13 protein-coding genes, 2 tRNA genes and 1 pseudogene are annotated in these 14097 nt (G+C 53.5%); 1 reads left to right on the top strand and 15 read right to left on the bottom strand.

What is annotated here, in order from left to right; genetic code table 11:
- Positions 1-6: 6 nt before the first annotated feature.
- Positions 7-1437, bottom strand: coding sequence for a YfjI family protein (locus AC0IW7_RS20420; protein WP_471820421.1), 1431 nt, complete (start codon positions 1435-1437; stop codon positions 7-9).
- 421 nt (positions 1438-1858) lie between these two features.
- Here AC0IW7_RS20420 and AC0IW7_RS20415 point away from each other — a divergent pair, with 421 nt between their 5' ends.
- Positions 1859-2767: a hypothetical protein gene (locus tag AC0IW7_RS20415; protein WP_471820419.1), complete on the top strand. Its 909-nt coding sequence runs from the start codon at positions 1859-1861 to the stop codon at positions 2765-2767.
- Between the two features lie 498 nt (positions 2768-3265).
- Here the strand turns inward: AC0IW7_RS20415 and AC0IW7_RS20410 are convergent, their stop codons facing one another.
- The 14 genes and pseudogenes from AC0IW7_RS20410 to AC0IW7_RS20345 all read right to left on the bottom strand — a co-directional run bounded on the left by AC0IW7_RS20410 (position 3266) and on the right by AC0IW7_RS20345 (position 14047).
- A complete protein-coding gene (locus AC0IW7_RS20410) occupies positions 3266-3955 on the bottom strand; it encodes an RNA ligase family protein (RefSeq protein ID WP_471820417.1) in 690 nt (229 codons plus the stop codon).
- On the bottom strand, positions 3952-4500 hold the full coding sequence (locus AC0IW7_RS20405) for a hypothetical protein (RefSeq protein WP_471820415.1): 549 nt from the start codon (positions 4498-4500) through the stop codon (positions 3952-3954). The genes AC0IW7_RS20410 and AC0IW7_RS20405 overlap by 4 nt, the downstream gene beginning before the upstream one ends.
- Entirely contained in the window at positions 4493-5782 is a 1290-nt protein-coding gene (locus AC0IW7_RS20400) for an AAA family ATPase (protein WP_471820413.1), read from the bottom strand. The genes AC0IW7_RS20405 and AC0IW7_RS20400 overlap by 8 nt, the downstream gene beginning before the upstream one ends.
- Positions 5783-5987: 205 nt before the next feature.
- Positions 5988-6089: pseudogene (locus tag AC0IW7_RS20395) on the bottom strand (LysE family translocator); the annotation flags it as partial.
- Between the two features lie 206 nt (positions 6090-6295).
- Positions 6296-6372 (bottom strand) — tRNA-Pro (locus AC0IW7_RS20390).
- 91 nt (positions 6373-6463) lie between these two features.
- A complete protein-coding gene (locus AC0IW7_RS20385) occupies positions 6464-6820 on the bottom strand; it encodes a MerR family transcriptional regulator (RefSeq protein WP_122492473.1) in 357 nt (118 codons plus the stop codon).
- The gene (ihfA, locus tag AC0IW7_RS20380; protein ID WP_003243414.1) at positions 6801-7103 is read right to left on the bottom strand and encodes an integration host factor subunit alpha; all 303 of its coding nucleotides are present in this window, start codon (positions 7101-7103) and stop codon (positions 6801-6803) included. Before ihfA ends, AC0IW7_RS20385 begins: the two co-directional genes overlap by 20 nt.
- A 3-nt stretch (positions 7104-7106) precedes the next feature.
- A complete protein-coding gene (gene pheT / locus AC0IW7_RS20375) occupies positions 7107-9485 on the bottom strand; it encodes a phenylalanine--tRNA ligase subunit beta (RefSeq protein ID WP_471820411.1) in 2379 nt (792 codons plus the stop codon).
- Positions 9486-9523: 38 nt separating this feature from the next.
- Complete coding sequence (gene pheS / locus AC0IW7_RS20370) at positions 9524-10540, bottom strand: phenylalanine--tRNA ligase subunit alpha (protein ID WP_122451698.1); 1017 nt, start codon at positions 10538-10540, stop codon at positions 9524-9526.
- 95 nt (positions 10541-10635) lie between these two features.
- A complete protein-coding gene (gene rplT, locus AC0IW7_RS20365; RefSeq protein WP_108096687.1) occupies positions 10636-10992 on the bottom strand; it encodes a 50S ribosomal protein L20 in 357 nt (118 codons plus the stop codon).
- Positions 10993-11021: 29 nt separating this feature from the next.
- Positions 11022-11216 carry a 50S ribosomal protein L35 gene (rpmI, locus tag AC0IW7_RS20360; protein ID WP_042552869.1) on the bottom strand — a complete coding sequence of 65 codons (195 nt, stop codon included), beginning with the start codon at positions 11214-11216 and terminating at the stop codon, positions 11022-11024.
- A 60-nt stretch (positions 11217-11276) separates the two neighbouring features.
- A complete protein-coding gene (infC, locus tag AC0IW7_RS20355) occupies positions 11277-11828 on the bottom strand; it encodes a translation initiation factor IF-3 (RefSeq protein ID WP_206000741.1) in 552 nt (183 codons plus the stop codon).
- A complete protein-coding gene (gene thrS, locus AC0IW7_RS20350) occupies positions 11828-13750 on the bottom strand; it encodes a threonine--tRNA ligase (RefSeq protein ID WP_471820409.1) in 1923 nt (640 codons plus the stop codon). Before thrS ends, infC begins: the two co-directional genes overlap by 1 nt.
- 220 nt (positions 13751-13970) lie before the next feature.
- A tRNA-Val gene (locus AC0IW7_RS20345) sits at positions 13971-14047 on the bottom strand.
- Between the last annotated feature and the right edge of the window lie 50 nt (positions 14048-14097).

Here is a 14097-nt window from a genome sequence, read left to right as displayed (position 1 = left end):
CTCGACTCAGCAATACCCGTAACCAGCTCCTCCCGCATTGAAGATCACACCTTGAGTTCCCTTGCCATAAACTTGCGTAGTTAAATACCCTCTTGATGCAAGGAGCTCAAAAGCGGCAGCAAACCGACCGTCTTTCCGCAAAACATTTGGGCATGCTTGCCTGACGTAGTTTTTACGATAACAATACTGGGCAGTGTTATTGAATCGCGACAGAAACCACTTATATAAAAGCTGAGCGTCATCTTCGCCCGTAGATCGTTCGGAGAATATCTGCAGAAACTGATCAACGTGCCAAAAACAAAGTCGGCAGGAAAAATCCAGGGTTTCGACAGAAATACCCCCACTCCGCCCCTCAAAGAAATGAAGTAAAGCTGATATCCGCGCTATATTTTCAGGAGTCCTTGCAGCCAAGTCTGAAAAATCAGTAAATCGCCCACCCATTCGTGACTCTTCTACAACCGCATTTTTAATGGCAATCCATCGCCTATGAGCTTCAGGAGAAAACTTAACCATAGAGCGATCGATCCCACAAATGCTCATACGCAGGAAACGGCGCAAGTACACATGAAATTGTTCTAGGTTTTGCCAATCGAGCTCCTGATCATCTTCATACTGCGCGACAGCGCTCGGTGGAACCTCTAACACTAGGCATCGTGCAAAAAATCCAGACTCTCGGGCCAAGGATCCGTATCGGCTGATAAAAGACTCGAATACTCCAGGCTGACTCATGATTAGGATCGAGATCCTGACATCTTCTAACACGAAGCTATCCGTGGTTTTACGGTCAACTGTTACCCTGTCACCGCTCCAAAGTTGGTTGAGTGCCGGCATATTTTTCATGGAATGTTGCGAAAGAATGATGCCTCCCTCACTTGTTACCAACCATGCACTATGTCCACCACCGCCTAAAGACGCCAGTAACGCTTCAGGAGTGGCATCTTCAAAAATCATCCTGAACGGTTTAGGGCGCGCTGGAATATTTTGATCGTGAGCTATTAGCAGTTGAATAAAATCATCGTTAGCCAGCATCTTCCTATTCTTTTTGATAAGTTCTTGGCGATTCAGTGACCAAATTTCGAATCTGGCTTTATAATTCGTCATCTCTTCAATGTACGCTCGGCCCTGACGGACCTCGTACTCCTCGATAGATTTTTTGAAAAGATTTATCGTCCTATTTTTTCCTCCTCCCGATGGAACAGTGATCAATGCGTTTAATGAGACGGGCAACGCGGTACCGGAAGGCATTTCAACATCTGCTATTTCCTGTAGTACTGCCGCTATAGTACTTAGCGCTGTAAGACAAACGAACGGCAATGGCAGCTTTAGGTTGTTTGCACATTCCCAAACCGCCGAATTAAAACACGGATGCGCATCCGACAGCATCGGGTATACCGAACCACGAATGGGTAAAATTGAATAATACGTTGAGTTATACATTGGTTTCCCTATGGATTTAGCCGGGAGGTAGCAGGCAGGGGAAAAATATCATCGAGCTACTTCATGGCAGGGAATTTGGAACGGTTACAGACAATTACATACCCATTACAGATGCGTACGTGCCCCATTGGTGCCCTAACCATTGCTAACCTGCTACAAATAGCGAAAATAGCTGCTACAAGGCCTGTCTAGTCGAGCGAAGAGCGATTTTACAACGCTGCGTAAGGCCGAAATTGACCCGGCCTTACGTTATTTTTCACCCTATTACTAGACTGTTCAGCCCCTTCGGACTCGCGGCGTCTAGAATATTCGGTGGAGTCGGAAAATCTGTCAGTCCCTCAGAGGGTGTCACCAATAACCAATTGATGTTGAGTTTGCCGAGAGTAAGATCCGGTAAATCATGGAAGAAGGATAACGCGCTATGGGCGAGGCAAAACAACGGAAATTAAAGGCCACTATTGGTCTTACTAGCCCAACTTCTGGAGATGCTAATTGGAGCTTGTCGAACGCACGCAAAGCTCAGGAGCTTGAGTCTTGGTTTCAAAAGCATGGTATCGATCCAACTCAACCAGGGTTTCATGACTCTCCTGCGTTTCTAAAGGCAGAAGCCCAAGACTCGACGGCCCTGAACCAGGTCGCTCGCTTGGTAGAGGCGAGGAGCTATTCTGCCGAAGAACTGCTGCAGGCTGAACGCAAGATCCAGATTGCAGCTGAAGTATTGGCTCATCATGTTGCACAGGATGGTCGGCGTGGGCTTTGCGTTGTAGCTTCGGGCATTCTGTCCAGAATCCTCGACGAGCTAGGCGTGTGGAACTACACCGCTAAAAGCAGCCTGACGATCCGTTTCCCTCCAGAAATCTCAACGACGCCCCAACACTTCTACAGCATCGACATAGGGGACTTCGTTGCGGCACATGCTGTAGTGGTCGCACCACCCTTTTTTGTGGTCGACGTGACCATCAAACATCAGGGATACAGCAAAGCAGCCATGGCCGAATGTCTGCCGTCGATGGTCTGTTCGAAGGGATTTGATCCCTACAGCATGCAAGCGCATGAGATTATTTCCCCTCTCGCCTCCTCTCAGCTCAAACGACAAGGCTTTCCGAGTGCAAAAAACTATCTAGAGCGTGAGAGAGGAATCCTCGATCTAATGAGACAGTTGCCCTCCAGAGAAGTACATCTTGAGGGTTGCCGACTGGGCTATGGCATCGTTGCGATTGGCGGATATCAAGAACGCCTCGGCGAAATCCAAGGCCCAAATGCCATGATCAATGGATTCACTGCGCTGCAGATTTTCGAGAGCGACATACTACCGAGACTGCCTAGGTAGCTTATAAGCGTAAGGGCCGGCTGCGGTACTTTTCGGCCGGCCTGCATTAATAAAAATTAACTAGCTGTCCATCAGTTGCTATCTAGCCGCCCTAGCTCATACCTGCTCTACGTCGTTCATAGCCAACTGAACTCGCTTCTGCCGATTGGCAAGTACACCGATAACCTGGTTCTAGTCGATGAAGCTAGTGCTCGTTCCCAGAAATTTTAGGCGGGTTTGTTCTGCCTCTATTGATCGCCAGCAGATCTCGCTTAGCAAGCAAGTGAATCCTGAATCAGGCGCGGGAAAAACCTACTCCCGAATTGCCGCTGTTATCTGCTCGTTCCTTAACCGGTGTCGTTCATTGGATCGCTCCATCGATTAGCAGTGGGGATATGGGGACAGATTTATTTTCCGACCTCTAAACCTACGCTTGCGGCCAGGAGCGGTCGTTTATCCACTAGCTGCTACTGGATGAGCTTCCAATTTAAGAACGCAAAAACATCTACGCAGGTCATTTCAAAACTTTATGCGGTTCCACTCAATCGCACGGCTTCGCCAGTGCTCTTCAATAGCCTGCGAGAAGTCTGCGCGCACCAATTTTCCTCGAGCGCGCAGCCAGACGCCGTCATCGCTGCGCACGACGACACCTTCCATAGGTCCATCTCGATAATGGCTTGGTTGGGATTCGAGAAACGCCTCCAGGCGTGCGCAGGTGACACGCCCACGGAACAGGCACGGAACCACCGCAACACCGAGCCTTCCAGCGAGCGTATCACGCTCCGCCACGCTCCAGAAACGCCCCACGCTGCGGTCATACACATCGAAAAGCAGCCACCAGTCCGGCAGACAGCCGTAGTCCAACGAGTGGCGGGCCGCACACCATTCGCCGAAGAGGATGAGGTCGATGTTGCCACTCAACACATCGAACAAGTGGTCTTCATGCTGACGCAACCACTGTCGCAAGCGATCGAACTGACCTGAAAAAGGCGGGACAAGATAAGTCCCCCGATTCTGTACCCGTATTGCCCCTTGTGAGTCGATGGAAATGCCCAGGTTGGCGCCATCGAGCTTCTCCTCCACCGTTACCTCTCCCCCCAGCAGTTCATGTAGCGCCTGAGCGGAAATCAGCTTGTCGTCGCGCGGCAGTTTGGTACCCGCAGCGCTGAAAAGATGGGGGGTGGAGGGGAAACGGAAAAAATCACTCATGCCTTTATCTTTCGTGCCTTCTTGCTCGTCCACCTGGGACGCAGCCACTCGTGCTCGATCAGGTGTTCGGTGTGCACCTGCGCCTCGTCCAGCGCCGCTGCACAGTCGAGCCAATCGGTATCACAGGCATTGACCAACTTGCAGTCATGATTGTTCGCCTTGGACGCCAACACGGCGGCCACCATCTTTCGATCTTCCAGATCGCTGATGGCCGCGCTCAGTTCATCGGGCAAGAGGGCGTGCCCATTAGCATCGACTTCGATACCGACCCAATCTACCTGACCATAATCACGCTTACGCATCATTACAAGCCAACCGTAGTCCTGTTCAGTCAATTTGTTGCTGTATTCGGTACACATATGCCAGCCCCAATCGAGCACTACACGGCGCTCGACGTCCTTTTCGAGCGCATGCACCCATGCCAGCACCTTGTCACGATACTGCTTTTCTTGGACCGGCGTGGCGTTCTCGTCGAAGAGCGAACACTCGTCCGCAGCACTGGCTACGATCAATACATTGGTGTCGACGACCCTGGTGTCAGCCATTTGCACGCTCCTGCATGCGCTTGGCACGCGCCATCGCTTGCTGGCGAGCTTCACCCACGCTGTCACCGAAGAAATGCTCAGGCCAATTGCCAACGACGCCGAATTCATCGACCTCCAACGTCTGCAAGAGTGCTTGTGCGCCCTTGCGCTTGACGAAGTACATCGAGACATCGCGCTGTTTTGCGGTGCCCCTGGCGATGAGCGTCTGCATTCGTCGGAACAGGTGTTCCGAATGGGTCTCGACGATGAACTGAACATTGCGCTCCTTGCTGACGGAAACGAACAACTCGGCAAGGATCGACTGGGCCAAGGGGTGCAGGTGAATCTCGGGCTCTTCCAAGATTACGGTGCTACCCACAGGGGCGAAATAGGCGACGACCAACACAGGCAGTACCTGCGAAACACCTATGCCTACGTCCCTTAGATTAGAGGCCACACCATCGCGGTGGATGATCAACTCATAACGATTGGAGCGCCCCTGCTGCCGGACCTCCAACTGCTCGGCTACCTTCATGCGTTTGAGCCATTTGGAAACGCCCTCGACTACGTAGTTCTGCTCCTCCGAACGCAACAACGCGCTCGCCAGCAAAGCGCCGATGGCGTTGCTGCCATCGCTGCCGACGTCACCTGGTTTGCTTTTGTTCCAAGCGTAGTCACGTTCGGGTTTGCGCCGTAGAGGCCCAAGGTAGCTGATACCTTCCAGTTCGCGGCGGATGGACAGGCTAAGGTCCTCTACCAAGGCTCCATCCTGATCGAGTTCGGCAATGGCATCGGCAGAAAAAGAGATGGACCGTTCAGGCGCATAATTTCGCCCTTTGAAGCGGGGTTGAACTTCGTCATCGACAAATATCGAGAAAGCACCACGGTCCCTACGCACCGCACGAAACTCGCGGGCGTCGGTGTTCAGCTTCATCTGCTGGACCGCGACACTGCCACTGGAGGTCTTTCCATAGGACGTTTCCAGAGAGCCCGTCTTCACCCGGGAGTCATCGAAGCGGTTAAAGTCGAAGCCAATTGAAAACTGCCTGGGTGAATCGGCGCCATGCTTGAGAACGCTATCGAAATCACCGAAGCTGAAAAGATCGTTGACCTCATCACCACCCAGATTCAGGTGAATGGTGCGATCAGGAGAGCGGACGGTTTGCTTGAGCAACAACAGGCTTTGCAACAATGAAGACTTGCCAGAGGAATTGGTACCCAACAACATGGTCACAGGCGCCAAACCAATTTCCCCTGTGTCTTTCCATGCCTTGAAGTTGGTCAATCGCAGCGATTTGAACACGTATCTCTCCTTGATGCAGACGCAGAATTAGTAGGGCGATGAGCCGATTGCGCGCGACGTTAACATCCGAGCAATACCTTGAATACCCCAACTAAGGGCGCTTGGCGTTCAGCCGAATGCCATTTGTTCAATATCATTGATGACTACGCCGGTGCCTAGCAAAGGCAAAATCCAAGGCTGTCAGTACCGCAAACCGCGCCCCCTAAACCATCATCTGCGCGCAGACCGATCCATGTGCCGGATCTACGAACAGGGGAATGAATGCGAACACGAACAAACCTGGCTTCGGATTGAGCACAGCCGAAAGCTGAGCTAGATATTAATGCGAAGGAAAGCGGCAAATCAGGCACAAGACAATTCGGTGCCAAACATCGCTAACGCGGCCCCAAATCCACCGCACGTATAAAAAATTCCGGTGGGGCAAAAAGTGGGGCAAAAATACGACGCAACACAAATCACTCGCCCATAAAAAAATCCAGCCACCGCTAAGTGACTGGATTTCTTGAAGAATAATGGTCGGGACGGAGTGATTCGAACACTCGACCCCTAGCACCCCATGCTAGTGCGCTACCGGACTGCGCTACGCCCCGACGGTACAACTTTATTGCTTCCCAACCGCCCGAAAGCGGGATGGACTATACACTAAGCTTTTGAAATGTGGAAGTTTTCTAGCGAACTCTATTATTTGCGCAACACCAACAAGACCTCTTCCAACTCTACAATCATCTGGCGGATCAGCTGCTTGTACTGAGTAGTGTCGTCCTTAGCTTCATCTCCAGACAACCGCTGCCGCGCCCCTCCGATTGTGAAGCCTTGCTCGTACAAAAGAGCCCGAATCTGCCGAATCATCAGCACATCCTGACGCTGATAGTACCGGCGATTACCGCGTCGCTTTATCGGGTTGAGCTGAGTAAATTCCTGCTCCCAGTAACGCAACACATGCGGCTTTACCGCACACAGCTCGCTCACTTCACCAATAGTGAAGTAGCGCTTGCCGGGTATGGGCGGTAACTCGTCGTTATGACTTGGTTCCAGCATAAGCCTCAACTCTGGCTTTTAATTTTTGCCCGGGGCGGAATGTGACCACGCGTCTTGCCGTGATTGGGATTTCTTCCCCTGTTTTCGGGTTCCTGCCAGGTCGCTGACGCTTATCGCGCAAGTCGAAATTGCCGAAACCGGACAATTTCACTTGCTCATTAAGCTCTAGCGCCTGACGGATTTCCTCGAAAAACAGCTCCACCAATTCCTTGGCTTCCCGTTTATTCAGGCCTAGCTCTTCGTACAGACGTTCGGCCATTTCAGCTTTCGTCAGAGCCCCCATACGCTACTTCCTTAACGTGGCGTTGAACCTTTCTTCAAGCGAGGCGAGGATATTCTGAGTTGTAGTGCTCACCTCTTCATCATTAAGAGTGCGCGATGGATGTTGCCAGGTCAAGCCGACGGCCAAGCTTTTTCTATGCGGATCAATACCTTTACCGTGATACACATCAAATAGCTTGAGGTCCGTCAGATACTCGCCCGCCGCCTCGCGAATTGCGCCGAGTACCGCATCGGCAGCGATGCTTTGGTCAACCAAAAGTGCCAGATCGCGGCGCACTTCAGGGAACCTCGAAAGCTCGTGGAATTTGGGCAAAAGGCCCTGCGCAACTTCAGCCAACACCAGCTCGAACAGGAAAAGCGCTTGATCAATGCCGAGGGTTTTCGCCAACTCAGGATGAAGCGCACCGACATAACCAACCAATTGGCCATCTCGCTCAACTCGCGCGGTCTGGCCTGGATGCAGCGCCGGATGCTCGCCCGCAACAAAACTGAACGCACGTTGCGCGCCCGAGAAGCCCAGCAGTGCTTCAACGTCAGCTTTCACATCATAGAAATCGACCGTATCACGACCGTGGGCCCACCCTTCGGCCAGACGCGAGCCGCAAATTACGCCAGACAACATGGCCTCTTGCCTCAAGCCGTCAAGCTGCCCCACGAAACGCAAGCCACTTTCGAACAAACGGACACGTGTTTGCTGACGATTCAGGTTGTGCTGAACAGCTTTGACCAAACCTGGCCACAGCGAGGAACGCATTGCTGCCATATCCGAAGAGATGGGGTTGGCCAACATCAGAGGCTCTACGCCGGGAGTGAACAATGCGAACTGCTGAGGATCGATGAAGCTGTAGGTGATCGCTTCCTGATAACCGCGAGCCACTAACAACCGACGCAGCGCCGGCAGTTCGGCTCTTGCCTCGGCTTTAGGTTGTGGCGCCAGGCGCGCTTGCGGGTAGCGAACCGGAAGACGGTTGTAACCATACAGACGCCCCAACTCTTCGATCAGGTCAACTTCGAGACTAATGTCGAAACGATGACTCGGAACGACTACGGACCACTGCCCCGCTGCTGAATTGCTCACCTGCAAGCCCAACGCCGTCAGCAGGCGCTCGATCTCGCCGGCATCCATTTCCATGCCAAGCATCTGATTCACGCGCTCAGCACGAAGCGTGACGCTTGCCGTAGTTGGCAATTGTTCGCTGCTGACAACCTCGATGATCGGGCCTGGCTCCCCGCCGACTATCTCAAGCAGCAGACCCGTAGCGCGCTCCATCGCCTCACGGGCAAGGTTCCAATCGACGCCGCGCTCAAAGCGATGCGAGGCATCGGTGTGCAAACCATAGGACCGCGCCTTACCGGCAACGGCGATCGTGTCGAAGAACGCGCTCTCCAGGAACAGATCGCGCGTACTGGTTGCGACGCCACTGTGCTCGCCACCCATAACACCAGCAATCGCCAACGCGCGCTCGTGATCGGCAATGACTAGAGTGTCAGCTCGCAGCGTTACTTCCTGACCGTCCAGAAGAACCAGCTTTTCGCCCTCCTCGGCCATACGTACCCGAATTCCGCCCTGGAGCTCGTTCAAATCGAACGCGTGCATCGGCTGTCCGAGTTCCAACATCACGTAGTTTGTGATGTCTACGGCAGCATCAATGCTGCGAACATCGGAGCGACGCAGGCGCTCAACCATCCAGAGCGGCGTCGGCTTGCTCAGGTCAACATTTCGGATAACGCGGCCGAGGTACCGCGGACAGGCTTTTACAGCAGAAACCTCGACGGGGATCGTCTGTTCGTGAACAGCTGAAACAGGCGCGACTGCAGGACGACTGACGGGTGTGTCGTACAACGCGCCGACTTCCCGCGCCAATCCGGCAAGCGACAAGCAGTCGCCGCGGTTGGGCGTGAGATCGACTTCTATACTGGCGTCGTCCAAACCGAGGTAGGCGCGCACGTCTTGGCCAACCGGCGCATCAGCTGCCAGCTCCATCAGACCGCTGCTGTCATCGCTGATTTGCAACTCAGAAGCAGAGCAGAGCATGCCGTAAGACTCGACGCCTCGCAGCTTGGCTTTTTTGATTTTGAAATCTTTCGGCAGCTCGGCGCCAATCATGGCGAAAGGCACTTTCAGTCCTGCTCGCACATTAGGCGCGCCACACACGACTTGAAACGTCTCTGCGCCATTGCTGACCTGGCAGACGCGAAGCTTGTCAGCGTCTGGATGCTGCTCGGCGCTAAGGACCTCGCCAACCACAACACCACTAAATACGCCGGCGACCAACGAAACGCTGTCGACCTCAAGCCCGGCCATGGATAGACGCGCTACTAACTCATCACGGGAAACCGACGGATTTACCCAACTACGCAGCCACTGTTCGCTGAATTTCATTCTGCTCTTCTCCTAGAAAACGTTAACGGGCAAGCGACCTAGCGAAATTGCGCGAGGAATCGCAGGTCGTTGTCGAAGAACAGACGCAAGTCGTTAACGCCATAACGCAGCATGGCCAGACGTTCAACACCCATACCAAACGCGAAGCCCTGATATTTCTCGGGGTCGATGCCGGACATGCGCAACACATTCGGGTGAACCATGCCGCAGCCCATAACCTCGAGCCAGCCGGTTTGTTTACACACACGGCAACCTTTACCGCTGCACATCACGCATTGCATGTCGACTTCAGCGGATGGCTCGGTGAACGGGAAGAAAGAGGGACGGAAACGCACGCCCAAGTCTTTCTCGAAAAACACTCGCAGGAACTCTTCGATCGTACCTTTCAGGTCGGCGAAGCTAATGTCCTGATCGACCAGCAGCCCTTCAACCTGGTGGAACATCGGCGAGTGCGTGATATCGGAGTCGCAACGGTAAACGCGGCCTGGGCAGACGATGCGAATTGGTGGCTGCTGGGATTCCATGGTGCGCACCTGGACAGGAGAGGTGTGAGTGCGCAGCAACATGTTGGCGTTGAAGTAGAAGGTGTCATGCATTGCCCGCGCCGGGTGATGGCCGGGAATGTTGAGCGCCTCGAAATTATGGTAGTCGTCTTCGACCTCAGGACCTTCGGCAATGCCATAGCCAATATGGGTGAAGAATTGCTCAATGCGCTCAAGCGTGCGCGTGACAGGGTGTAGCCCTCCAGAGGACTGACCGCGGCCTGGCAAAGTTACGTCGATAAATTCGGCTGCAAGCTTGGCGCTCAGCGCGGCTTGCTCGAGCAAATCCTTGCGACTGTTGAGCGAGTCTTGAACGCGATCCTTGGCGGCGTTGATCAGCGCACCGACCTTGGGACGATCCTCTGCAGACATATTCCCCAGGCTTTTCATCACCTGAGTCAATTCGCCTTTCTTGCCGAGATACAAAACCCGGATCTGCTCCAGGGCATTGACGTCTTCTGCGCGCTGAACGGCCTCTAGTGCTTGAGAGACCAGCGCATCCAGGTTTTCCATTTACAGACTCCAGATACGAAATAGGGGAAGAGCTTAAAGGCTCTTCCCCTATTGGTGACGTTTAGCACCGGGCGAGCCCGGTGATTGTCGGGGACTTAAGCCAGAACGGCTTTCGCTTTCTCGACAATCGCAGCAAACGCCGCTTTTTCGTTCACTGCCAGATCAGCCAAAACCTTACGGTCGATCTCAATCGCTGCCTTTTTCAAGCCAGCGATGAAACGGCTGTAGGACAAACCGTTGATGCGGGCGCCAGCGTTGATACGGGCGATCCACAGAGCACGGAATTGACGTTTTTTCTGACGACGGTCGCGGTAGGCGTATTGGCCTGCCTTGATTACCGCTTGCTTGGCAACGCGGAACACGCGTGAGCGTGCGCCATAGTAGCCTTTAGCGAGTTTCAGAATTTTTTTGTGACGACGGCGAGCAACAACGCCACGCTTAACACGAGCCATGAGTAACTTCCTCTAATTCTTGACCGAAATTAACGAACGCGCAGCATGCGCGCGACCTTTGCCACGTCAGACGGATGCACCATGGTGCTGCCGCGCAGATGACGCTTACGCTTGGTCGACATTTTGGTCAGGATGTGGCTCTTGAAAGCGTGCTTGTGCTTGAAACCGGTAGCGGTTTTCAAGAAACGTTTAGCTGCACCGCTTTTAGTTTTCATTTTTGGCATGTTCGGATACTCCGCATTCAGTTGATAAACATAACCGCAAGGCCTGCCGTGCCCTGGTGGTTATTTCTTCTTTTTGGGGGCGATGACCATGATAAGTTGGCGTCCTTCCATCTTCGGGTGCTGCTCAACGGTGCCGTATTCAGCGAGGTCACCTTCAACCCGCTTCAACAACTCCATGCCCAGCTCCTGATGCGCCATCTCACGACCGCGGAATCGCAATGAAACCTTGGCCCTGTCCCCATCACTAAGGAAACGTACCAGGTTGCGTAGTTTTACCTGGTAATCCCCTTCTTCCGTCCCTGGACGAAACTTGATTTCTTTAACCTGAATCTGCTTCTGGTTTTTCTTCGCTGCGGCAATCTGCTTCTTCTTTTCGAAGATCGATTTGCCGTAATCCATTACGCGGCAGACGGGTGGAACCGCATCAGCGGAAATCTCTACCAGGTCCAGCTTGGATTCTTCAGCGATTCTAAGCGCTTCATCAATCGAGACGATGCCAATTTGCTCGCCGTCAGCGCCAATTAACCGAACCTCGCGTGCCGAGATATTCTCGTTGATCGGGGCTTTCGGTGCAGCTCGTTTATCTTGTCTCATTTCACGCTTAATAATAATTACTCCGAATCTTGGCGACCACGCCGGGAAACCGCTTGCGTAAGAAATGCTGCGAATTGGGCGACTGGCATGGAGCCCAGATCAGCGCCTTCTCGCGTACGCACAGCGACAGTTTGCGTTTCAACTTCCCGATCTCCGATAACTAAGAGATAAGGAACCTTGAGCAAAGTATGCTCGCGGATTTTAAAGCCGATTTTTTCGTTTCTCAAGTCAGACTTGGCACGGAACCCGCTTTGATGGAGCGTTTTTTCAACCTCAAGCGCAAAATCACCCTGTTTGTCAGTGATATTCAAAATTACAGCTTGCGTTGGAGCCAGCCAAGCCGGGAATGCACCCTCATAGTGCTCGATCAACATCCCGATAAAGCGCTCGAATGAACCCAGGATCGCCCGGTGAAGCATAACCGGGTGTTTGCGACTGTTGTCTTCGCTCACGAACTCGGCACCAAGGCGAACCGGCAAATTGAAATCAAGCTGTAAGGTGCCACATTGCCAAACGCGCCCAAGGCAGTCTTTCAGCGAAAACTCGATTTTCGGGCCGTAGAACGCCCCCTCACCCGGCTGCAAATCGTAAGGCAGTCCTGCACTTTCAAGAGCCGAGGCCAATGCTGACTCAGCGCGGTCCCACAGCTCATCCGAACCCACGCGTTTTTCCGGACGCGTCGACAGCTTGAGCTGGATATCGGTGAACCCAAAGTCTGCATAAACATCGAGCGTCAACTTAATGAACGCAGCAGATTCCGCCTGCATTTGCTCTTCAGTGCAGAAGATATGCGCATCGTCCTGGGTAAACGCTCGAACGCGCATGATGCCGTGCAGCGCACCCGAAGGCTCGTTGCGGTGGCAAGCGCCGAACTCTGCCAGACGCATCGGCAGCTCGCGGTAGCTTTTCAGCCCCTGATTAAACACCTGGACGTGGCACGGGCAGTTCATTGGCTTGATGGCGTAGTCACGACTTTCCGATTCGGTCGTGAACATATTTTCCGCGTAGTTCGCCCAATGCCCGGATTTCTCCCAGAGACTGCGATCAACAACCTGCGGCGTCTTGATTTCGAGGTAACCGTTCTCGCGCTGGACCTGGCGCATGTACTGCTCAAGCACTTGGTAAAGCGTCCAGCCGTTAGGATGCCAAAACACCATGCCTGGCGCTTCTTCCTGGGTGTGAAACAGGTTCAGGCGCTTACCAATCTTCCGGTGATCACGCTTTTCAGCTTCTTCGATACGTTGAACATATGCGGCCAACTGCTTCTTATCAGCCCAGGCTGTGCCATACACACGTTGCAATTGCTCGTTCTTCGCGTCGCCGCGCCAGTACGCACCGGACAATTTAGTCAGTTTGAATGCTTTAAGGAAACGCGTGTTCGGCACGTGCGGGCCGCGGCACATGTCGAGGTATTCCTGGTGGTAGTAGAGCCCCATTTCCTGGGTATCAGGCATGTCCTCAACCAACCGCAGTTTGTACTCTTCCCCGCGCGCGGTGAATTCGGCGATTACTTCGGCACGCGGGGTCATTTTCTTGACCACGTCGTATTCGGTATCGATCAGTTGGTGCATGCGCGCTTCGATTGCCGAAAGATCGTCGAGCGTAAAAGGACGCTCATAGGCGATGTCGTAATAGAAGCCTTCATCAATTACCGGACCGATCACCATACGGGCAGTCGGATACAGCTGCTTGACGGCATGCCCCACCAAATGCGCGCAAGAGTGGCGAATGATTTCGAGCCCCTCTTCGTCTTTCGGCGTGATGATCTGCAGGGCGGCGTCGCTGCTAATGAGGTCGCAGGCGTCGACCAGCGTGCCGTTGACCTTGCCGGCCACGGTGGCCTTCGCCAGTCCTGCACCAATGGATTGAGCAACCTCGGCTACGGAAACCGGGTGATCGAACGAACGCTGACTGCCGTCGGGAAGAGTAATAACAGGCATGGCGCTTCCTCTCCTAGTGGTGACCCCTACCAAAGGTCACATGGGTTGGGATGAGCCAGTACGCGATTCGGCGGTGTACCCGCCTCACAGTGGCAGGAGCCATAAGGCAACCTGACCGAACCGCAGTCACTGGGGATTTGTGGACGTTGGATGCTTTCAGAAAGCCGAAGCCCTGACAAGCGCCCAATAAAAAAGGGTCACCTAAGTGACCCTTTATGTTTGGTAGGCACGATTGGACTCGAACCAACGACCCCCACCATGTCAAGGTGGTGCTCTAACCAACTGAGCTACGTGCCTGCAATGGAGGCGCATTCTACGGAGACAGGTAAAAGAGTCAACTCTTTTCT

The sequence above is a fragment of the Pseudomonas sp. AC229 genome (genome assembly GCF_979254655.1).
The sequence above is the reverse complement of the archived record's forward strand: the minus strand, read 5'-3'. Positions and strand labels throughout refer to the sequence as shown.